Origin of the sequence: Roseomonas sp. TAS13 (assembly GCF_001950415.1) — a bacterium.
GTDB lineage: Bacteria > Pseudomonadota > Alphaproteobacteria > Acetobacterales > Acetobacteraceae > Roseomonas > Roseomonas mucosa.
In genome coordinates, this window is sequence record NZ_BDLP01000044.1 from 1 (window position 1) to 20,326 (window position 20,326).

The following is a 20,326-nucleotide window of genomic DNA, read 5'->3' on the forward strand; positions in this document are numbered from 1 at the left end:
CCGGACCAGGCGGTGTTCCGGGGCGTGCTGCTGCGGACGCTCTGGATCGCCCTGCTGGCGACGGCGCTCAGCCTGCTCCTCGGCTATCCGCTGGCCTATCTGATCGCCACCGCGCCGCCGCGCCTCGCCCTGTGGATGCTGGGCGCGGTGACGCTGCCGCTCTGGATCAGCGACGTGCCGCGCATCGCCGCCTGGATCGTGCTGCTGCAGCGCGACGGCGTGGCGAACACGCTGCTCACCGCCACGGGCCTGCTGCGGGAACCCGCCTCCTTCCTCTTCACGCGCGGCACGGTGCTGCTGGCCACGGTGAACCTGCTGCTGCCCTTCGCGGTGCTGCCGATCTATGCCTCGCTGCGGGCGCTGGACTGGCGGCTGCCGCGCGCGGGGCTGTCGCTGGGGGCCTCGCCCTGGCGGGTCTTCCGGCGTGTAACCCTGCCGCTCTCCATGCCCGGGGTCGGCGCCGGGGCGCTGCTGGTCTTCATCCAGGCGCTGGGCTTCTACGTGACGCCGGCCCTGCTGGGCGGGCCGAACGACCAGATGCTGTCTTACTTCATCGGCTTCTACGCCAACCGCACGGTGAACTGGGGGCTGGCGGCGGCGCTCTCGGTGGTCCTGCTGCTGGCGGTGGCGATCGTGGTCGCGCTCTATGCGCGGCTGGTCGGCTTCAACAAGGTGCGCCCGGCATGACGCGGCTGCCCGCCTCCCGCCTGGTCCTCTGGGCCTTCGGCCTGCTGGTGATGCTGTTCCTGCTGGGGCCGCTGCTGGCGATCGTGCCGCTCTCCTTCTCGGCCGGCTCCTTCCTTACCTATCCATTGCCCGGACTCTCGCTGCGCTGGTACGCGGACTTCCTCACCTCCGACTTCTGGATGCCGGCGCTGCGCAACAGCCTGGTGATCGGCCTGGGCGCCTCCGCCATCGCCACGGTGCTGGGCACGGCGGCGGCCTTCGGCCTGTGGCGCGCGCGCTTCCCGGGGCAGACGCTGGTGCTGGGCGTGCTGATGACGCCGCTGGTGATGCCCTCGATCATCGTCGCAGTGGCGCTGCTCCTGGCCTTCGGGCCGCTGGGGCTGACCAACAGCTTCGCCGGCATGATCCTGGCCCATGCGGCACTGGGTGCGCCCTTCGTGGTCACCACCGTTTCCACCGCCCTGGCGCAGTTCGACCCGGTGCTGCTGCGCGCCGCCTCGGCCTGCGGCGCCGGGCCGGGGCTGGCCTTCCGCCGCGTGGTGCTGCCGCGCATTGCGCCGGGCGTGGCGGCGGGGGCGCTCTTCGCCTTTGCCACCTCGCTGGACGAGGTGGTGGTGGCGCTGTTCATCTCCGGCCCGGCACAGCGCACCCTGCCGCGCCAGATGTTCTCCGGTCTGAACGACCAGATCAGCCTGACCATCACCGCCGCCGCCACGATCATGGTGGCGCTGGCCCTGCTCCTTCTCCTGGCGCTCGGCTGGCTGCGCCGGGGGCGCTGATACGGGTGGTGGCCCTCCGGAAGCCGGATCGCGTCTCACGCGGCCGGCATTGCGCTTCCCGGGGGACAAGGCGCTGCCTTTCCCAGGACCCCACTTTGCCAGGACACTGCGTGCCCTGGAACCGATGAGCTGGTTCTCGCTGCGGCCGGATCAGGGGCCGGCCAGCAGGTCCCGGATGCGGGCCGTCAGGGCCGCGATGTCGAAGGGCTTGGTCATGATGTGCATGCCCGGGGCCAGGTTGCCCTCGCCCACCACGGCTGCCTCGGCATAGCCGGTGATGAACAGCACCTTCAGGTCCGGCCGCGCGATCCGCGCGGCATCAGCCATCTGCCGGCCGTTCATGCCGCCGGGCAGGCCGACATCCGTAACCAGCAGGTCGATCCGCCGGGTGGACTGCAGGATGTCCAGGCCCGTGGTGCCTTCCGCCGCCTGGAGCACCTCGTAGCCCTGCTCCTCCAGCAGCTCCGCCACCAGCATCCGCACGCTGGGCTCGTCGTCCACCACCAGCACCACCTCGCCGGCGCCGCCCCGCGGCATGGCCAGGGGCGGCCGCGGCTCCGGCGCTTCCGCCGAGCTCGCATGGCGCGGCAGGAAGAGGCGGACGGAGGTGCCGCGGCCCGGTTCGGACCGGATGCTCACCTGCCCGCCGGACTGCCGGGCGAAGCCGTAGATCATGGACAGCCCCAGCCCCGTGCCCATGCCCAGCGGCTTGGTGGTGAAGAACGGATCGAAGGCCTTCGCCACCACCTCGGGCGGCATGCCCGTGCCGTCGTCGGAAACGTTCAGGCGGATGTAGCGGCCGGGCGGCAGGCTGAGCTCCCGCGCCGCCTCGTTGCCGAGTGTGGCGTTCTCTGTCGCGATGCGCAGGGTCCCGCCCTCCGGCATCGCGTCGCGCGCGTTGATGCAGAGGTTGAGCAACGCGTTCTCCAGCTGCGGCGGGTCCACCAGCGTGGTCCAGAGCGCCGGTGCCGGCACGACCACGATGGTGATGTCGGGGCCCATGGTGCGGCGGATCAGCTCCTCCATCCCGGTCACCAGGCGGTTCACGTCGGTGGGCCGGGGATCGAGGGTCTGACGGCGGGAGAAGGCCAGCAGCCGGTGGGTCAGCGCCGCCGCGCGCCGGGCCGCGTCCAGGGCCGCCCCGGTGTAGCGGCCGACCTCCCCGGCGCGCCCCTTGGCGACGCGGCTGTTCATCAGCTCCAGGCTGCCGATGATGCCGGTGAGCAGGTTGTTGAAGTCGTGCGCCAACCCGCCGGTGAGCTGGCCCACCGCCTCCATCTTCTGTGCCTGCCGCAGCTGCTCCTCGGCCAGTTTCAGCGCTTCCGCCTGTTCCCGCTCGGCGGTCACGTCGCGGCCGACGAAGACCACGACGTCGTCCCGCGCGGTGGCCGACCAGGAGATCCAGCGGTGGCCGCCGTCCCGGTGCCGGCAGCGGCTGTTGCCAGGCAGCAGCCGTCCCGAGGCCTGGATGCGAGCGAAGTCGCCCACCATGGCGCCGGCATCCTCCGGCTGCAGCAGGTCGGGCAGCCGCCGTCCGATCAGCTCCGCCTCGGACCAGCCCAGGCAGGCCGTCCAGGCGGGGTTCACCGCCTCGATGACCGTGTCGGGGCGCATCACCGCCATGATGTCGCTGGAAAGCTGCCAGAGGCGGTTCCGTTCGCGCGTCCGCTGCTCCACGCGCTGCTCCAGCGTGGCGTTGAGCTCCTTCAGGCGCGCCTCGCTCTCGCGGAGCGCCAGGTCGGCGCGGGCACGGGCAGTGACGTCCGCACCTTCCACGAAGATGCCGTTCACCTGGCCGGAGGCATCCCGGATCGGCTGGTAGACGAAATCGACATAGCGTTCGTCGACGGGGCCGCCGGGCACCGGTTCGACCGCAAAGCGGGAGCCCGTCGCCACGAAGGGCTCGCCGCTGCGGTACACCTGATCCAGCAGCACCAGGTAGCCCTGGGCGACCGCGTCCGGCAGGGCCTCGGCCACTGTCTTGCCCAGGATCTCCCGCTGCCCGACGATGGCCCGGTAGCTGGGGTTGGCGAGCGCGAAGCGGTGCTCCGGCCCTTGCAGCAGGGCCATGAAGGTCGGCGCCTGCTCGAAGAGCCGCGACAGCCGCTCCTGCTCCTCCATGGCGCGGCGCTCGGTGAGGACCCGCTCGGTGATCTCGATCCCCTGGTTCAGCAACCCGGCGATGCGCCCGTCCTCGCCGCGGATCGGGGTGGCGGTGAAGAACCAGTGGGTGGTCTCGGCCCGGCCCCGCCGGATCATGGGGAGCTCGACATTCTCCTGCGAGAAGCCGCGCCCGGTCGCCATCGCCTCGTGGAAGGGCGGGGAGACCCGTTCCCAGACGGCGCCCCAGACCTCCGCCACGGGGCGCCCCAGGGCGGCGGGATGCCGGTCCGCCAAAGAGGGGATGTAGCTGTCGTTGTAGAGCATCCGCAGATCCGGCCCCCAGAGGATGGTGCCGAGCAGCGGGGAGTTCAGGCAGGCCGAGAGGGTGGAGCGGAGCGACTGCGGCCAGGTGTCCGGCGGGCCAAGGGGCGTGGCTGCCCAGTCATGGTCCCGCATCCGGGCCCCCATCTCGCCCCCACCCGCCAGGAAAGGCCAGCAGCCCACCCGATCCTCAGTCACGCAACGCTTCCCGTCTCCATCGCATGTCCCGTCGACGCCCTCCGGCCCGGGGGTTGAGGTCCATCAGGGCCGGCGATCCAGGGCATATAGGTGGAATGCCGGGCGGGGGACAGGCACGACAGCGCGCATTGCCCGACGCTGCCGGGATCGGTCATCCGCCTCGATGCCCCCGGGGAACCCGGCCGGCGCCTCGACTGGCGAAGCCCTCTTCCGTGGCTCTCGCTCTCCCCGCAGGATGGCGCAGGCCGGGCATCCTTCGGCCGGGCGGCGCGAAGGAGAGCAGGATGGCCTGGGCCATGGTGGTCGCGGCGGGGTTGCTGGAGATGGTCTGGTCCTACGCGGCCAAGCAGTCGCAGGGTTTCACCGAGTGGGGCTGGGGGGGCCTGACGGTCGTGGCCTCGCTGGCCAGCTTCCTGCTGCTGACCTTCGGCATGCGCGGCCTGCCGCTCGGCACGGCCTATGCGGTCTGGACCGGAATCGGGGCGATCGGCACCTTCATCGTCGGCATCCTGCTGCTGGGCGAGTCCACCAGTGTCTGGCGGATCGCCAGCGGGCTGCTGATCGTGGCGGGGGTCATCGGCCTGCGCCTGACGAGTTCCGAGTAGCGGCTTCCGGCGCCCCCGGCATTGCTTTCTGGTTTCCTCTCCGGCCTGTGTTTCAGTTTCGCTGAAACCCGCATCCGGGTGCCGCGAGGCGCGTTCAGCCCGTGCGGGTCCGGTTCTGCCTCCGAAGAAACCTGCCGGCGGCATGGCGAGCCGGGCCCGGCGCAACGGGAAGGAAGGAGAGCGTCATGAATCCAGCACTCGGCCGCCGTGGCTTCGCCCTGGGGGCAGCGGCCCTCGCCGCCGCTCTGCCCATGGGAATTCCCGGCCTGCGCTCCGGCGCCGCCCGGGCCCAGGCGCTGTCCCCCGGCCCCTATACGCTGCCGCCGCTGCCCTACGCCTTCACGGCCAACGAGTCGCATATCGATGCCCAGACCATGGAGCTGCACCACGACAAGCACCATGCGGCCTATGTGAACAACCTCAACGCGGCGCTGAAGGATCATGGCCAGCTCGCGGCCCTGCCGCTGCAGCAGCTGCTGGCCCGGATCGACAGCGCGCCGGAGAGCATCCGCACCGCGTTGCGCAACAATGGTGGCGGCCATGCCAACCATTCGATGTTCTGGGAGATCATGGGTGGCAAGGGAGGCGCCCCGTCCGGGGAACTCGGCGCGGCGATCGAGCGCGACTTCGGCGGCTTCGACAAGTTCAAGTCGGAGTTCAACCGGCGTGGCGGGGCGCGCTTCGGCTCCGGCTGGGTCTTCGTCACCGTGGCCCGGGACGGGAAGCTGGGGCTGACCGACATGCCGAACCAGGACAGCCCGCTGATGTCCGGCCAGATGGTGCTGATGGGCAACGATGTCTGGGAGCACGCCTACTACCTGAAGTACCAGAACCGCCGCCCCGAATACCTCCAGGCCTGGTGGAACGTGGTGGACTGGGACAAGGTGGCGCAGCGCCATGCCGCCGCGAAATCGGGCAGCCTGACGATCTGACGGAGCGCCGGGCATTCTGCGGGAGGGACCGGGAGTTTGCTCCTGCCAGCGCCTCGCCATTCCGGTGTGATATCTTATATGATTATCGCACCGGAGGTCCCGCCATGCTCGCCCAGCTCCCGCCCAAGCCCGAGATCCTTGCCCGGCAGGAAGAGATCGTGGCGGCCCTGCGCGCCATCATCCCCGCCGGCCCACGTGGTGAGGGGGTAATCGGGGAGCCGCTCCGCCTGCGCGCCTATGAGACGGACGGGCTTTCCGCCTATCGCCAGCCGCCGCTGGCCGTGGTGCTGCCGGAAAGCACGGAACAGGTGGCGGCGGTGCTGCGCTACTGCCACGAGAACGGCATCCGCGTGGTGCCACGCGGCGCCGGCACCAGCCTGTCCGGCGGTGCTCTGCCGATGGCGGATTCCGTGGTCATCGGCATGATGCGGATGAACCGCGTGCTGGAGGTGGATTTCGAGGATCGGCTGGCCGTGGTCGAGGCCGGGGTGACCAATATCGGCATCACCAAGGCGGTGGAGGGGGAGGGGTTCTTCTATGCCCCGGACCCGTCCTCGCAGCTCGCCTGCATGATCGGCGGCAACGTGATGATGAATTCCGGCGGGGCGCACTGCCTGAAATACGGCGTCACCGCCAACAACCTGCTGGGCGTCACCTTCGTCACCATCGAGGGCGAGGTGATCCGCATCGGCGGCGGGCACCTGGACGCGGCGGGCTATGACTGGCTCGGGCTGATCACCGGCTCCGAGGGGCAGCTCGGCCTCGTCACCGAGGTCACGGTCCGCATCCTGCGCGGGCCGGAGGGTGCGCGGGCCATGCTGGCCGCCTTCCGCGGCGTCGAGGTCGCGGGCCAGGCGGTGGATGCCATCATCGCCAGCGGCGTGATCCCCGTGGCGCTGGAGTTCATGGACAAGCCCTGCATCCATGCCTGTGAGGCCTTCGCCCATGCGGGCTATCCGCTGGAGGCCGAGGCGATGCTGATCATCGAGGTCGAGGGCAGCCCGGAGGAGCAGGACATGCTGCTCGGCCGCATCAAGGACATTTGCGCCCGCTTCGACCCGATCAGCATGAAGGTTTCTCAATCGGCCGAGGAGAGCATGGCGATCTGGAAGGGCCGCAAGGGCGCCTTCGGCGCGGTCGGCCGCATCTCGCCGGATTATCTCTGCATGGACGGCACCATCCCGACCGGGGAGCTGCCCCATGTGCTGCGGCGGATGGAGGAGATGTCGCAGGCCTGCGGGCTGAAGGTCGCCAATGTCTTCCATGCGGGCGACGGCAACCTGCACCCGCTGATCATGTTCGACGCCAACGACCCGGAGAGCTTCCGCAAGGCCGAAGCCTTCGGCGCCGATATCCTGAAGCTCTGCGTCGAGGTCGGCGGCTGCCTGACCGGCGAGCACGGCGTCGGCGTCGAGAAGCGGGACCTGATGAGCGTCCAGTTCACGCCACGGGAGCTGGCGCAGCAGCGCCGCATCAAGTCGGCCTTCGATCCGGACTGGCTGCTGAACCCCTCCAAGGTCTTTCCGCTGGAGGTGGAGCAGGCACCGGGGCGCGTCGCGGCGTGACGATGGACGATCTTTCGGCGCCGCTGGAGGAAGCCGGCGTGGCGCGCGCCGTGGCTGAGGCCCATGCGGCGGGCGAGCCGCTGCTGGTCGAGGGCGGCGGCAGCAAGCGCGCCGCGCTGCGCCCGGTGCAGGCGGCGCGCAGCCTGTCGCTGCGGAACCTGTCGGGCATCACCTTCTACCGACCGCAGGAGATGGTGATCTCCGCCCGCGCCGGCACGCCGATCCCGGAGATCGAGGCCGCCCTGGCCGAGAAGGGGCAGTTGCTCATCGCCGAGCCGCCCGATCCGCGCCCGCTCTTCGGTGGCAGGGCCGCGGCGACGCTGGGCGGCACGGTGGCGGCCAACCTGTCCGGCCCGCGCCGCATCAATGGCGGCGCGATGCGCGACCATGTGCTCGGGGTGCGCTTCGTGAACGGGGAGGGGGAGGTGCTGCGCTCCGGCGGGCGGGTGCTGAAGAACGTCACCGGCCTCGACCTCTGCAAGCTGCTCTCCGGCTCCCACGGCACGCTGGGGGTGATGACCGAGATCACGCTGAAGGTCCTGCCCGCCTCCGAGGCCACGGCGACGCTGGCCGTGAGGGTGCCGGACCTGCGCCAGGGTGTGGGCGCGCTTTCGGCGGCGCTTGGCAGCCCCTTCGGCGTTTCCGCCGCGGCGATCCTGCCCGATGGCCATGCCACGCTGGGGCTGGATGGAGTGCTGGCGGTGGTGCGTCTGGAGGATTTCTCCGAATCCGTCCGCTACCGCGCCGAAAGGCTGCGCGAGGCGCTGGGCCTCTATGGCGCGCTGGCGCTGATCGAGGGCGAGGATTCCCGTGCCCTCTGGCGCGCGGTCCGCGATGCCGCGCCGCTCGACGCCGTGCCGGAGGAGGCGGTCTGGCGCGTTTCCGTCCGTCCCTCCGCCGCGCCGGGCCTGGCCGGGGCGCTGCGCCGCGACTTCGGCGCGAAGCTGCTGCTCGACTGGGGCGGCGGGCTGGTCTGGGTGGCCGGGCCGGCGACGGAGGCGGCCCATGCGGCGGTGATGCGCGCCGCGCTGGCGGCGGGGGGCACCTTCCTGCTCTTCCGGGGGCCGGAGCCGCTGCGTGCCGCGGTGCCCGTCATCCCGGAGGAGGTGCCGGCGCTCGCCGCCCTCTCGCAACGCGTCAAGGCCGCGCTCGATCCGCGCGGCATCCTCAATCCGGGCCGCCTGCGGGCGGCCTGAGCACGAGACACAGATGCAGACCAGCTTCACCGCCGAGCAGCTCGAAGACCCCGACACGCAGGAATCGAACAGGATCCTGCGCACCTGCGTGCATTGCGGCTTCTGCACCGCGACCTGCCCGACCTTCGTGCTGCTGGGCGACGAGCTCGACAGCCCACGCGGCCGCATCTACCTGATCAAGGACATGCTGGAGAGCGGCAAGCCCGCCACCGAGGAGGTGGTGCGGCATGTGGATCGCTGCCTGTCCTGCCTGTCCTGCATGACCACCTGCCCCTCGGGTGTCCACTACATGCATCTGGTGGACCATGCCCGGCACTATATCGAGGAGACCTATACCCGCCCGCTGCCCGAGCGCCTGCTGCGCCGCGTGCTGGGCTGGGTGCTGCCAAGCCCGGCGCGCTTCCGGCTGGCGCTGACGGGCGCGCGGCTGGCCCGGCCCCTGCGCGGGCTGATCCCCGGCAAGGGTGCCACGAGCCAGCGGCTGCGTGCCATGCTCGACCTGGCGCCGGCCAGCCTGCCTGCCGCCAGCCCGATGCAGGCGCCGCAGGTCCACCGGGCGGAGGGTATGCGGCGCGGGCGGGTGGCGCTGCTCACCGGCTGCGCGCAGCAGGTGATCGGACCCTCGATCAACGAGGCGACGATCCGTCTGCTGACCCGCATGGGGCTCGATGTGGTGGTGACGAAGGAGCAGGGCTGCTGCGGCGCGCTGAACCATCATATGGGCCACCACGATCCCGCCATGGCCCAGGCCCGCGCCAACATCCTGGCCTGGAGCCGCGAGATCGAGGGGGAGGGGCTGGACGCCGTCGTCATCAACACCTCTGGCTGCGGCACCACGGTCAAGGATTATGGCCACATGTTCCGCGAGGAGCGGGAAAGCGAGCGCGCCGGCAAGGTGGCCGCGCTGGCGATGGATGTCTCGGAGGTGCTGACGCGCTTCGGCTACGCGCCCTCCCGCCCCGCGCCGGGGCTGAGTGTCGCCTATCACGCCGCCTGTTCCCTGCAGCACGGGCAGAAGATCACCGCCCTGCCCAAGGACCTTCTGAAGCGCGCCGGCTTCACCGTGAAGGAAGCCGCGGAGAGCCACCTCTGCTGCGGCTCCGCCGGCACCTACAACCTGCTGCAACCGGAAATCGCGGGGCAGTTGCGGGAACGCAAGCTGGGCAACATCGACCGCACCGGGGCGGACCTGATCGCGGCGGGCAATATCGGCTGCCTGACGCAGCTCGCGGGCGGTGCGCGCCCGACGGTGCATACGGTGGAGCTGCTGGACTGGATGGCGGGCGGGCCGGAGCCTGCGGCTGTCACGGGGCTCGCCGCGCGCCGGGCCGCCTAGGGGCAGGCTTCGGGAACATCCGGAAAGGCATCTTTCCAGTATGGAAACGGCGAGCTAAAGATTCCGCGAGACCGGCGCCATGAAGTGCCGGCAAAGGAAACGGAACGAGAATGGATCGTCGCAAGTTCCTCGCGGGTGCCGGGCCCGCGCTGGCCCTGCCCGCCGTCACGGCCACCGGACTGCCGGCCCCCGCCCTCGCACAGAGCGCCCCGGAGATCCGCTGGCGCTGCGCTTCCTCCTTCCCGAAATCGCTCGACACGATCTATGGCGCCGCGGATTTCATGTCGAAGCGGGTGGCGGCGCTGACCGATGGGCGGTTCCGCATCACCGTCTTCGCCGCGGGCGAGATCGTGCCGGGCCTGGCAGTCGCGGATGCGGTGCAGAACAACACCGTCGAATGCGCCCACACCGCCTCCTACTACTTCGTCGGCAAGGACCCGACCTTCGCCCTCGACGCCACCATCCCCTTCGGCATGAACACGCGCCAGACCAATGCCTGGCTGCATGCCGGGGGCGGGCGCGAGGTGCTGCGCGAGTTCTTCGACGGCTACAACATGGTCTCCATCCCCACCGGCTCCACCGGGGCGCAGATGGGCGGCTGGTTCCGCAAGGAGATCAAGACCGTCGCCGACCTGAACGGGCTCAAGATGCGCATCGCGGGCATCGCCGGGAACATGCTGCAGAAGCTGGGCGTGGTGCCGCAGCAGATCGCGGGCGGCGACATCTACCCGGCGCTGGAGCGCGGCACGATCGACGCGGCCGAATGGATCGGCCCCTATGACGACGAAAAGCTCGGCTTCAACCGGGTGGCGCCCTTCTACTACTACCCAGGGTTCTGGGAGGGCGGGCTGAACCTCTCCCTCTATGTCAGCAAGCCGAAATACGAGGAACTGCCGCCACTCTACAGGGACGCGCTGGAATCCGCCTGCCGCGACGCGACCATGGAGACCATGGCGAAGTACGACGTGCAGAACCCCCAGGCGCTGCGCCGGCTGGTGGCGGGCGGCGCGCAGCTCCGGCCCTTCCCGCGCGAAGTGATGCAGGCAGCCTACAAGTCGGCCTTCGAGCTCTATGACGAGACGGCGGCGGAGAACCCCCGCTTCAAGAAGGTCTACGACCACTTCAGGACCTTCCGCGACACGCAGCTCCAGTGGTTCCGCGTCGCCGAGAATACCTACGACAACTTCGTCTATTCCATGCAGGCACAGGAACAGCGCCGCCCATGACGCCTGGCACCACCCGGAGGACCGGATGAAACCCCTTCTCGCCTTTTCCCGGGTGGTGGACGACATCAATACCCGGGTCGGCCGGATCGCGGACTGGCTGACCCTGATCGCCGTGGTGGTAAGCGCCGGCAATGCCTTCGTGCGCTACGGCGTCTCCTGGTCCTCCAACGCGCTGCTGGAGGTCCAGTGGTACTTCTTCGCCGGCATGGTGATGCTCGGCGCGCCCTATACGCTGCTGCGCAACGAGCATGTGCGGGTGGACATCCTCTACGGCTCGATGGGGGAAAGGGCACGGCTCTGGGTGGATATCCTGGGAATCATCGTCTTCCTGCTGCCCGCCATGGCGCTGCTGACCTGGATGACCTGGCCCTTCTTCTGGGATTCCTTTGTCCGGGGGGAAGGCAGCCAGAACGCCGGCGGCCTGCTGCGCTGGCCGGTGAAGATCCTGATGCCGGTGGGCTTCCTGCTGATCACGCTTCAGGGGCTGAGCGAGCTGATCAAGCGCATCGCCCTGTTGCGCGGCCTCCAGCCGGGTGGCGAGGCGGTGATCACCTATGAACGACCGCTGCAGTAGGAAGACGCAATCCGGATGAACCCCGTTCCATGAGCCTCGAATGGATGCCGCCGCTGATGTTCGGCGGCCTGATCGTCTTCCTCGTCATCGGCTTTCCGGTGGCCTTCTCCCTGGCCGCGGTGGGGCTGTTCTTCGGCTTCCTGTCGATCGAGCTGGGCTTCTTCACCGCCGACTACCTCGGCAACCTGCCGCTGCGCGTCTTCGGCATCCTGAGCAACGACCTGCTGCTCTCCATCCCCTTCTTCACCCTGATGGGGGCGGTACTGGAACGCTGCGGCCTGGCGGAGGACCTGCTGGAAGGCACGGGGCAGCTCTTCGGCAAGGTCCCGGGCGGCCTCGCCTATGCGGTGATCATCGTGGGCGCGGTGCTTGGCGCCATCACCGGCACGGTGGCGGCCTCGGTGATCGCCATGGGCATGATCTCGCTGCCGATCATGATGCGCTACGGCTACGACATGCGCATCGCCACGGGGGTGATCGCGGCGTCCGGCACCATCACCCAGCTCATCCCGCCCTCCCTGGTGCTGATCATCCTGGGCGACCAGCTCGGCCGCTCGGTGGGTGACATGTATGCGGGGGCGATCGGCCCCTCGATCCTGCAGATCCTGCTCTTCGTCGGCTTCATCGCCGTGGTCTCCATCGTGGCGCCGCACAAGGTGCCGCCGCTGCCGGAGGAGGCGCGCACGCAGCGCGGCTGGCCGCTGATCTGGCGCGTGGCCAAGGGCATGGTGCCCTCGCTGGTGCTGATCTTCCTGGTGCTGGGCACGATCGGCCTGGGCCTCGCCACCCCCACCGAGGCCGGGGCCATGGGCGCGGTGGGCGCCATCGCGCTCGCCATGGCCAATGGGCGCTATTCCTGGCGGCTGCTGCGGGAGGCCATGGCCAATACCATGCGCATCACCGCCATGGTCATCTTCATCCTGGTCGGCGCCACGGTCTTCTCGCTGGTCTTCCAGGGCGTGGATGGCGGGCTGTGGCTGGAACACCTGCTGTCGCACCTGCCGGGCGGCCAGCTCGGCTTCCTGCTCTTCGTCAATATCTTTGTCTTCTTCCTGGCCTTCTTCCTCGATTTCTTCGAGATCGCCTTCATCATCGTGCCGCTGCTGGCACCGGTGGCGGCAAAGCTGGGCATCGACCTCGTCTGGTTCGGCGTGCTGCTCTGCATCAACCTGCAGACCAGCTTCATGCACCCGCCCTTCGGCTTCGCGCTCTTCTACCTGCGCGGCATCGCGCCGAAATCGGTGAAGACCGCGGACATCTACTGGGGCGCCATCCCCTGGCTGCTGCTGCAGATCGCCCTGGTCGCGGTGGTGATCCTCTGGCCGGAAAGCGTCACCTACTGGATCGATGCCGGCAGCAATGTGGACCCGGCCTCCGTCACCATCGACGTGCCCACACCCGGCATGGGCGAGGACGAACCACCGCCGGTGATCTTCAAGTAGCTCCCACGCACCGGGGGGTGACGGTTCCCCCCCTGGGGGGGGCGCGCCGGCCTCACCCCGGGGGTGGCAGCAGCAGCACGGAGAGCGACCGCACGCCCTGGGCGCCGTGGATCAGCACGCCCTCGATATCCGCGGTGGCGGAGGGGCCGGTGTGGAAGACGGTGTAGCGCGATCGCGCGAATTCCGGACGCCGGTAGGCATGGTGCAGGTTGGGCAGGATCGCGGCGGGGTCGAGCAGCACCAGCAGGTGCTGCGCCAGATAGGCGACGGAGTTCACCCCCAGCGCTTCCTCGGTGAAGCAGACCGAGCCGGTCTCCGCCACGCCGAAGCAGGCCCGCAGCACCGCCACGTCCACATCCGCTAGGCTGGCCGGCGCGGTGTCCGGTGTCAGCGGCCGGTTGCCCTGGACCTCCGGCACCATGGAGCAGATCACCACGGCTTCACGCAGGAGCGGGGCGGCGGGGGCCAGCGGATCGCCGTCCGGACCGGGCTCCAGCAGCTTGCCGCCCATCTGCGCCAGGCGCCGCCCGAATTCCGCGATGGGGCCGCCCTCCAGCTCCCGGTCGAAGAGCCCGACCTGCGGCAGCGGCACGCGCTCCGGCCGGTGCTTGCGGCGGAGCGAGGCCAGGATCGCCTCCCGGCTGCTCATGACGGCCTCCCCCCGGATTTCGCCTGCCCCCGGTTGCGGGCGTACCAGTCGTGGAAGGTCTCCCTCGGCGCTGCCGGCACCTCGCGCCCGGCGCCCCAGCGGTTCAGCGGGTTGTAGAGGGCGAAGCGCGGCAGGTGGCGCAGCGCGGAATCCGCCGCGCCGATGGCGGCCCGGAACAGCCGGGGCCGCGAAAGCACATGCCCCGCCGCCGCCATCATCGCCCGCTTGGCCATGGGCAGCTCGTGCTCCTCGGCCAGCACCTTGCGCCAGGCGAAGATCTGCTCGTGGATGTTGATCTTCACCGGGCAGACATTGGTGCAGCTGCCGTTCAGGGTCGAGGCGAAGGGCAGGCTGCTGTATTTCCGCCGGTTGAAGGTGGGGTCGAGGATCAGCCCGATCGGCCCGGCATAGGTGGCGCCATAGGACAGGCCGCCGCTGCGGCGATAGACCGGGCAGGTGTTCATGCAGGCACCGCAGCGGATGCATTTCAGCGAGGTCCAGAACTCCTCCATCCCCAGCCGGGCGGAGCGGCCATTGTCCACCAGCACGAAATGCATCTCCCCGCCACGGCGCGGCGCCCGGAAGTGCGAGGTGTACTGCGTGATCGGCGACCCCAGGGCGGAGCGCGACAGCAGGCGGATGAAAACGCCGAGATCGGCCACGCGCGGGATCAGCTTCTCGATGCCGATGCTGGCGATGTGCAGCGGCGGCACGTTGGCCGACAGATCGGCATTGCCCTCGTTGGTGCAGACCACCACGCCGCCCGTTTCCGCCACCGCGAAGTTGCAGCCGGTCATGCCGGCATCGGCTTCCAGGATCAGCGGCCGCGTCGCTTCGCGCTGCCGCCGCGCCAGATAGGTGGCATCGTGGTTGTCCGGGTCGCTGCCCAGCGTCCTGGCGAAGACGGCGGCGACGTCGGAGCGCAGCTTGTGCACCGCCGGCACCACCACATGGCTCGGGTCCTCGTTGTCGAGCTGCTGGATGCGCTCGCCGAGATCGGTCTCCACCACCTCGATGCCGGCCTCGGCCATGGCGTCGCGGAAGCCGCATTCCTCGGTCAGCATCGACTTGCTCTTGATCAGCCGCCGTGCGCCGTGGTCGCGCAGCAGGCCGAGGACGATCCCGTTGTGCTCGGCGGCGTCCTTCGCCCAGTGGACATGCGCGCCGTTCGCCTTCGCGGCGGCCTCGAACTGCTCCAGATAGGTGTCGAGATGGGTGAGGGTGTGCTCCTTGATGGCCGAGGCCAGGGCGCGCAGCTCCTCCCATTCCGGGATGCCGTGCGCCTCGCGGTCGCGCTTCTCCCGCAGGTCCCAGAGCCGGCGGTCGTGGAAGCTCTCGTGCTCCGGCGCCTTCAGGAAGCGCGCGGCGGCCTCGGCATGGTCCACCGGCCGGTTGCCCCGCACCACGGCGCCGCGCGGCTGCGGCTCGCGCTGCGGTGCGGGTATCGGCTTCGAGCGGCCCTCGGCATGGTCGAGACCGGGCTTCGCGGTGCTGCTCACGCCATGTCTCCATTGAGGATCTGGGCGATGTGGATGAACTTCACCGGCAGCCCCATGCGCTCGGCGCAGCCCTGCTGGTGCAGCAGGCAGGAGCTGTCGGCGGATACGATGTACTCGGCGCCCGCCTGGCTGTGGTTGCGTACCTTGTCCTGGCCCATCCGGACGGAAACATCCGGCTCCGTCACCGCGAAGGTGCCGCCGAAGCCGCAGCACTCGTCATGCCGGGCGGGCGTCACCACCTCGATGCCGCGCACCCCGCGCAGCAGGTCGAGCGGCTTGGAGAAATCCGGCAGGTTCAGCTCGGAGGGCCTGGCATGGCCGAGGTTGCGCAGGGTGTTGCAGGAATAGTGGTAGCCGACCTTGTGGGGAAACTCGGCCCAGGGGAATTCCCGCACCTCCAGCACGTCGTGTAGGAACTCCACCAGCTCGAAGGTGCGGGAGCGGAGGTCGCGCAGGGCCTCCGTCTGCGGGATGGCCGTCATATGCTCCCGGACCTGCTGGACGCAGCTCCCGGAGGGCGCCACCACATAGTCGAAGCCGGTGAAGTTCCGCAGGAACAGTGATTCCGCCGCGGCGGATTCCCGGTGGAAGCCGCTGTTGGTCATCGGCTGGCCGCAGCAGGTCTGGTCGGGCGGATAGGTGACGTCTAGGCCGAGCCGTTCCAGCAGCTCCAGCGTGGCAATGCCGATCTCCGGGTGGAAGGCATCGATGTAGCAGGGAATGAAAAGCCCGATCCGCATTCGGTGTCTCCGTCCTGTTCCCAGGCTCCGTTCTCCCGCCTGATACCCAGCCATGGGGGCCATGCCCCCGGATGGGCGGGCGGGTTCCGGCGCCCGCCTTTTCGACGCCGGCCCCGATCCTCCGCCCAGCCATCCCGCGCGGGAAGGGCGGATGCGCGGAAATCCGGCCTCAACCTCTCGCGAGGCGCGGCGTTCACCGGGGGAGATACCCAGACAAGGGAGTAACCCCGACCATGGCCAAGCCCCATCGCAAGCCGTTGCGCCAACAGGTGATCGTGCTCACCGGCGCCACCTCCGGCATCGGCCTCGCCACCGCGCGGCTGGCGGCTGAGCGGGGCGCCTCGCTGGTCCTGGCCGCCCGCAACGAGGATGCCCTGCGCTCCCTGCGCGACGAGTTGCGCGCCCGGGGCGGCCGCACGGAATACGTGGTGGCCGATGTCGCCGATGCGGAGGCAATGGAGAAGGTCGCGCAGAAGGCCATCGACAGCTTCGGCGGCTTCGACAGCTGGGTGAACAATGCTGGCGCCGCGATCTATGGCCGGATCGAGGACACGCCGCTGGAGGACCAGAGGCGTCTCTTCGACGTCAACTACTGGGGCGTCGTGAACGGCACCCAGGTGGCGATGAGGCACCTGAAGCAGCGCGGTGGCACCATCGTCAATGTCGGCTCCGTCCTGTCCGACCGGGCGATGGAGCTGCAGGGCGTCTATTCCGCCTCCAAGCACGCGGTGAAGGGCATCACCGATGCCTTCCGCATGGAGTTCGAGGAAGCGGGGTATCCGGTCTCCGTCACGCTGGTGAAGCCCAGTTCGGTGGACACGCTCTTTCCGGAGCATTCCCGCAACGTGACGGAGAGCGCGGGGCTGAAGCTGCCCGCGCCAGTCTATCATCCGCGCCTCGTGGCCAAGGCGATCCTGTACGCCTGCGAATACGCGCCCCGGACCCTGGTGGTGGGCATGGGGGGCTACGCCATCGCGCTGCTGGGCAACCACGCCCCGCGCCTGACCGACCGGGTGATGGAGGCCTTCGGGCGCCGCAGCCAGACGCGCCGGAGCCCGGGGCGGAAGGACCGCCACGACAACCTTTACGAGCCGCGCGCCGACCTGGCCGAGACGGGCGCCATCAAGGACCAGCCGGCCCCGCGCCGCACCTCCGTCCTGCTGGAAGCGCAGATGAACCCGCTCGGCACCGCCGGGGTGCTGATCGGCCTGGGCGCGCTGGCGGCTGGCGTGGCGGTGGGCGTGCACTACAGCCGCAAGTCCCGCGACCGCGCCCTGCTCCGGGAGGCCGAGGAAGCGATGCGCCGGGGCCGCTGGAGCCTCTCTCGCCTGGGCCGGCAGGGCAGCGAAGAATGGGCCGGCCTGTCCCGCAAAGGCCGCCGCCGCGCCGAGCGGCTGGCGCGCGAGGCGGAGCGCAGGGCCTCGCGCGGCGGCGGCCTGCTGGGCGGACTGTTCGGGCATGCCCGGCACGATGCCCGCGAACTGGCGGAGGACACTTCCTCCCGCGCCCACTCCCTCTGGGGACGCTGGCGGGGGCAGGCCGACGATTTCGCCGAGGAGGCGCAGGACCGGGCGCAATCCTGGCGTGGCAGCGCCCGCGGGCTGGTCGGCCAGGCGCGGCACCGGGCCGGGGATCTGGCGGAAACGGTCCAGGACCGGACCGACAGCTATCGCGATGGCGCCCGCTCCTTCCTGGGGCGGGTCCGGGGCCGCGCGGAGGACGTGGCGGAATCCGCCCATGACGCGGCGGAAGACTACCGCGACGGCGCCCGTTCCTTTCTGGGCCGTACGCGTGGCCGGGTGGAGAACGTGGCCGAGACCGCGCAGGACCGTGCCAGCGTCCTGCGGGGCGGAGCCATGTCCCTGCTGGGGCGCGGCCAGGACCGGGTGGAAGGCTTCGCCGGGGATGTCCGGGACCGGGTGGAGCACATGCGGAACGAAGCCCACGGCCTGCTGCACGGCGGGCGCCGCCGGGCCCGTCGCGGCGAGAGCGTCCTGGCCTCCCTCTTCTGCTCGCTACGGCAGGGGGTGGACAATGTGGTGGACCGGCTCTCGGGCCGCCCTTCGCGGCGCCGGACGGGCTGGCTGGGGCGGGCCTCGGAGTTGCGGGAAACCCTCCGCGACACCGCCTCCCATGCCGGGCACGACGCGGCCGAGCTTGCAGGCCGTGCCCGCAAGCGCGGTGACGCCCTGGTGCGCGACCTGCGCCGCGAGATCCGGCGCTGGGCCTGAAACCCTCCGGCCCGGCCCCGGAGGCCTGCCAGGTGCCAGTCCGGGGCTTTGGCTGGAAGCGGATCCGCGGGGCCGGAGGAGCACTCCGGCCCCACGGCGTGTGAGAGAAACCGGCGGGGCAGGGCCGCTGGTTTTCGCCTTGTGTTTGCGCCATGGGGCGCTCAGCTTGGCGGGATGCTTCCTGACCTGCCTTTCTGGAAGGCGAAATCCCTCTCCGAGATGACGCGGAGCGAATGGGAGAGCCTTTGCGACGGCTGCGGCCGCTGCTGCCTGCACAAGCTGCGCGACGACGACACGGATGAGATCCACTGGACCGAGGTGGCCTGCCGCCTGCTCGACACCTCGACCGCCCTCTGCTCTGACTATGCCAACCGCCGGGCCAAGGTGCCGGACTGCGTGAAGCTGACCCCGGCCCGGCTGAAGCGCATCGACTGGCTGCCGCCGAGCTGCGGCTACCGCCTCGTCGCCGAGGGCAGGGACCTGCCCGAATGGCATCCGCTGGTTTCCGGCGACCCGGCCACCGTCCAGGGCGCCGGCGTTTCCGTGGCCGGGCGGGTGGTGAGTGAGCGCCGCGCAGGGGCGCTGGAGGATCATGTGGTGGACTGGCCCGGGCGCTGGCCGCGTCCGGCTCCGGCCACCCGTGGCGGAAGCGAGGCCGCCCGCGTCCACTGGCGTCGGCGCCCCTTGCCAGCCTGAACCATCCGGGGGGAGGCTGGACCAGGCGCTCCGCGCCCTTTCCACCCTCGCCGTGGTGCCACGGCCCATGCCGTCGCGCCGCCAGCCCAGGAGTCCAGGCATGAGCCAGTCCGCCCGCGAAGCCCTCCGCTGCCGCGTTCCCGCCGTCGCCACCCTCCAGTCGGACAATGAGCGCGTGCGCGTCACCCGCTGGGACTTCGCCCCGGGTGCCGAGACGGGCGCCCACCGCCACGGATGGGCCTATGTCGTGGTGCCGGTGACGGACGGGACCCTGCTGGTGGAGATGGCGGACGGCACCAGCGTCACCAGCCAGCTCCAGGCCGGGCTGGCCTATGATCGCCTGGCGGGGGCGGAGCACAACGTGATCAATGCCGGCGAGGCGCCGCTTTCCTTTGTCGAGATCGAGATGAAGGGCCTGCCCGGCTGAGGCGGTCCGTGCCCGTCGCCCGGATAGGAAGCCGGACGTTGTCCCGGGGCCTCCGTCCGGGCATTCTGTCCGGCATGGAGCCGAGCACCACCGAGAGCGTCCCCCTGCGGACGGGGCCGCTCAACCGGCCGATCCCCTGCCCGGTGCGCTGGCAGCGTTCGAGCCGGGCCCGCCGCGTCTCGCTGCGCATCGACCCCTGTGCCGCCGAGGTGATCGTCACTCTGCCGCCGCGTGCCAGCCGCCAGCAGGGCATGGCGTTGCTCACCGCCCATGCCGCCTGGGTGATGGAGCGCCTGTCCTCCCTGGCGCCGCCGCAGCCTTTCCAGGACGGGGCGGAGATCCCGCTCGGCGGGGTGCCGCACCCGATCCGCCACGAGCCCCAGGCACGGGGGGGCGCCTTCCTGCAGGACGGCCGCATCGTCGTTGCCGGCGCCCCGGAATTCGTCGCGCGCCGGGTCGGTGACTTCCTGCGGGCCGAGGCGCGCCGGCGCATCGCCCCCCTGGTGGCGGAGCATGCCCGGGCGCTGGCGGTGCGCCCGCGCGCGGTCCGGCTGAAGGACACCCGCTCGCGCTGGGGTTCCTGCGCGCCGGACGGCACCCTGGCCTTTTCCTGGCGCCTCGTGATGGCGCCCGGCTGGGTGCTGGACTACGTGGCGGCGCACGAGGTTGCGCATCTGCGCGAGCTCAACCATTCCGCCCGCTTCTGGGCGCTGGTGGAAACGCGCACCCCGCATCGCGAGGCGGCCCAGGACTGGCTGCGGCTCAACGGTTCGACACTGCTGCGGATCGGCTGAGGCTGCGCCCCGCGGCAGGGGGCTGGCGACCCGGCTACGAAAGCCGCTATGCTGCAATGCAGCAATCGTGAATCGCCGCGTGGCGGAGGTGATCCCAGGATGACGCATCCCACGATGCCGGGGATCGTGCCGCCCCGGAAGGTGTCCCGCCCGGCGGGATGTCGGGCGTCGCCGCACCGGACGGCAGGCACCGCGTCCCATCACGATGGACGGCATGGGCCATGACCCCGGCCCGTCCCCGGCCGATCGCCCGGCGCCGCGCCGGCCCCGCCTGGCCGGAGCGCCTTTCGGCCCGGCTGGGGCGCTGGTCGATCTCGCTCTCCCCC

General features: G+C 70.5%; 18 protein-coding genes. 14 read left to right on the forward strand and 4 right to left on the reverse strand.

The window, feature by feature from the left end:
- Both ROTAS13_RS06035 and ROTAS13_RS06040 read left to right on the forward strand, forming a co-directional pair.
- Positions 1-687: ABC transporter permease (locus tag ROTAS13_RS06035; RefSeq protein WP_139323273.1), on the forward strand; the 687-nt coding region annotated here is incomplete at its 5' end.
- Positions 684-1,466 (forward strand): ABC transporter permease, encoded by a 783-nt coding sequence (locus ROTAS13_RS06040; RefSeq protein WP_075821819.1) that lies wholly within the window; start codon positions 684-686, stop codon positions 1,464-1,466. The genes ROTAS13_RS06035 and ROTAS13_RS06040, both read left to right, overlap by 4 nt.
- Positions 1,467-1,616: 150 nt before the next feature.
- On the opposite strand, the gene ROTAS13_RS06045 is transcribed toward ROTAS13_RS06040, so the two are convergent.
- Entirely contained in the window at positions 1,617-4,088 is a 2,472-nt protein-coding gene (locus ROTAS13_RS06045; RefSeq protein WP_226946124.1) for a PAS domain-containing protein, read from the reverse strand.
- A gap of 284 nt (positions 4,089-4,372) precedes the next feature.
- On the opposite strand from ROTAS13_RS06045, the gene ROTAS13_RS06050 reads away from it, so the two are divergent.
- From ROTAS13_RS06050 to ROTAS13_RS06085, 8 genes are all read left to right on the forward strand, one after another.
- Positions 4,373-4,693 (forward strand): multidrug efflux SMR transporter, encoded by a 321-nt coding sequence (locus tag ROTAS13_RS06050; RefSeq protein ID WP_019461067.1) that lies wholly within the window; start codon positions 4,373-4,375, stop codon positions 4,691-4,693.
- A 185-nt stretch (positions 4,694-4,878) separates the two neighbouring features.
- A complete protein-coding gene (locus tag ROTAS13_RS06055) occupies positions 4,879-5,625 on the forward strand; it encodes a superoxide dismutase (RefSeq protein WP_075821821.1) in 747 nt (248 codons plus the stop codon).
- A 104-nt stretch (positions 5,626-5,729) separates the two neighbouring features.
- A complete protein-coding gene (locus ROTAS13_RS06060; RefSeq protein WP_019461069.1) occupies positions 5,730-7,190 on the forward strand; it encodes an FAD-linked oxidase C-terminal domain-containing protein in 1,461 nt (486 codons plus the stop codon).
- A 2-nt stretch (positions 7,191-7,192) separates the two neighbouring features.
- Positions 7,193-8,386 (forward strand): glycolate oxidase subunit GlcE, encoded by a 1,194-nt coding sequence (glcE, locus tag ROTAS13_RS06065; RefSeq protein ID WP_075821822.1) that lies wholly within the window; start codon positions 7,193-7,195, stop codon positions 8,384-8,386.
- A gap of 13 nt (positions 8,387-8,399) precedes the next feature.
- On the forward strand, positions 8,400-9,722 hold the full coding sequence (gene glcF, locus ROTAS13_RS06070; RefSeq protein ID WP_075821823.1) for a glycolate oxidase subunit GlcF: 1,323 nt from the start codon (positions 8,400-8,402) through the stop codon (positions 9,720-9,722).
- Positions 9,723-9,832: 110 nt separating this feature from the next.
- Positions 9,833-10,948 (forward strand): TRAP transporter substrate-binding protein, encoded by a 1,116-nt coding sequence (locus ROTAS13_RS06075; RefSeq protein WP_019461072.1) that lies wholly within the window; start codon positions 9,833-9,835, stop codon positions 10,946-10,948.
- 25 nt (positions 10,949-10,973) lie between these two features.
- On the forward strand, positions 10,974-11,522 hold the full coding sequence (locus tag ROTAS13_RS06080) for a TRAP transporter small permease subunit (RefSeq protein WP_075821824.1): 549 nt from the start codon (positions 10,974-10,976) through the stop codon (positions 11,520-11,522).
- A gap of 29 nt (positions 11,523-11,551) precedes the next feature.
- Positions 11,552-12,964 carry a TRAP transporter large permease subunit gene (locus ROTAS13_RS06085; protein WP_019461074.1) on the forward strand — a complete coding sequence of 471 codons (1,413 nt, stop codon included), beginning with the start codon at positions 11,552-11,554 and terminating at the stop codon, positions 12,962-12,964.
- A gap of 52 nt (positions 12,965-13,016) precedes the next feature.
- Here ROTAS13_RS06085 and ROTAS13_RS06090 read toward each other — a convergent pair whose 3' ends face one another.
- The 3 genes from ROTAS13_RS06090 to ROTAS13_RS06100 are packed head-to-tail and all read right to left on the reverse strand — an operon-like array spanning position 13,017 to position 15,852.
- Entirely contained in the window at positions 13,017-13,613 is a 597-nt protein-coding gene (locus ROTAS13_RS06090) for an LUD domain-containing protein (protein WP_019461075.1), read from the reverse strand.
- Positions 13,610-15,058 (reverse strand): lactate utilization protein B, encoded by a 1,449-nt coding sequence (locus tag ROTAS13_RS06095; RefSeq protein WP_216348596.1) that lies wholly within the window; start codon positions 15,056-15,058, stop codon positions 13,610-13,612. Before ROTAS13_RS06095 ends, ROTAS13_RS06090 begins: the two co-directional genes overlap by 4 nt.
- 50 nt (positions 15,059-15,108) lie before the next feature.
- Entirely contained in the window at positions 15,109-15,852 is a 744-nt protein-coding gene (locus ROTAS13_RS06100; protein WP_019461077.1) for a (Fe-S)-binding protein, read from the reverse strand.
- A 233-nt stretch (positions 15,853-16,085) separates the two neighbouring features.
- Here ROTAS13_RS06100 and ROTAS13_RS27725 point away from each other — a divergent pair, with 233 nt between their 5' ends.
- The 4 genes from ROTAS13_RS27725 (at position 16,086) to ROTAS13_RS06120 (ending at position 20,000) form a co-directional block, all read left to right on the forward strand.
- Positions 16,086-18,083 (forward strand): SDR family oxidoreductase, encoded by a 1,998-nt coding sequence (locus ROTAS13_RS27725; RefSeq protein WP_075821826.1) that lies wholly within the window; start codon positions 16,086-16,088, stop codon positions 18,081-18,083.
- A gap of 174 nt (positions 18,084-18,257) precedes the next feature.
- Positions 18,258-18,779 (forward strand): YcgN family cysteine cluster protein, encoded by a 522-nt coding sequence (locus tag ROTAS13_RS06110; RefSeq protein WP_075821828.1) that lies wholly within the window; start codon positions 18,258-18,260, stop codon positions 18,777-18,779.
- A 100-nt stretch (positions 18,780-18,879) separates the two neighbouring features.
- A complete protein-coding gene (locus ROTAS13_RS06115) occupies positions 18,880-19,206 on the forward strand; it encodes a cupin domain-containing protein (protein WP_075821830.1) in 327 nt (108 codons plus the stop codon).
- Positions 19,207-19,244: 38 nt separating this feature from the next.
- Positions 19,245-20,000, forward strand: a complete 756-nt coding sequence (locus ROTAS13_RS06120) for a M48 family metallopeptidase (protein ID WP_079253243.1) — start codon at positions 19,245-19,247, stop codon at positions 19,998-20,000.
- The last annotated feature ends 326 nt before the right edge of the window (positions 20,001-20,326 follow it).

Excerpts from the sequence above, each read along its gene's own strand:
- ROTAS13_RS06055 (WP_075821821.1), top strand. The coding sequence starts at position 4,879 with ATGAATCCAGCACTCGGCCGCCGTGGCTTCGCCCTGGGGGCAGCGGCC.
- glcF (WP_075821823.1), top strand. The coding sequence starts at position 8,400 with ATGCAGACCAGCTTCACCGCCGAGCAGCTCGAAGACCCCGACACGCAG.
- ROTAS13_RS06090 (WP_019461075.1), bottom strand. The coding sequence starts at position 13,613 with ATGAGCAGCCGGGAGGCGATCCTGGCCTCGCTCCGCCGCAAGCACCGG.
- ROTAS13_RS06115 (WP_075821830.1), top strand. The coding sequence starts at position 18,880 with ATGAGCCAGTCCGCCCGCGAAGCCCTCCGCTGCCGCGTTCCCGCCGTC.
- ROTAS13_RS06100 (WP_019461077.1), bottom strand. The coding sequence starts at position 15,852 with ATGCGGATCGGGCTTTTCATTCCCTGCTACATCGATGCCTTCCACCCG.
- ROTAS13_RS27725 (WP_075821826.1), top strand. The coding sequence starts at position 16,086 with ATGGCCAAGCCCCATCGCAAGCCGTTGCGCCAACAGGTGATCGTGCTC.
- ROTAS13_RS06075 (WP_019461072.1), top strand. The coding sequence starts at position 9,833 with ATGGATCGTCGCAAGTTCCTCGCGGGTGCCGGGCCCGCGCTGGCCCTG.
- glcE (WP_075821822.1), top strand. The coding sequence starts at position 7,193 with ATGGACGATCTTTCGGCGCCGCTGGAGGAAGCCGGCGTGGCGCGCGCC.
- ROTAS13_RS06060 (WP_019461069.1), top strand. The coding sequence starts at position 5,730 with ATGCTCGCCCAGCTCCCGCCCAAGCCCGAGATCCTTGCCCGGCAGGAA.
- ROTAS13_RS06110 (WP_075821828.1), top strand. The coding sequence starts at position 18,258 with ATGCTTCCTGACCTGCCTTTCTGGAAGGCGAAATCCCTCTCCGAGATG.
- ROTAS13_RS06040 (WP_075821819.1), top strand. The coding sequence starts at position 684 with ATGACGCGGCTGCCCGCCTCCCGCCTGGTCCTCTGGGCCTTCGGCCTG.
- ROTAS13_RS06050 (WP_019461067.1), top strand. The coding sequence starts at position 4,373 with ATGGCCTGGGCCATGGTGGTCGCGGCGGGGTTGCTGGAGATGGTCTGG.
- ROTAS13_RS06085 (WP_019461074.1), top strand. The coding sequence starts at position 11,552 with ATGAGCCTCGAATGGATGCCGCCGCTGATGTTCGGCGGCCTGATCGTC.
- ROTAS13_RS06080 (WP_075821824.1), top strand. The coding sequence starts at position 10,974 with ATGAAACCCCTTCTCGCCTTTTCCCGGGTGGTGGACGACATCAATACC.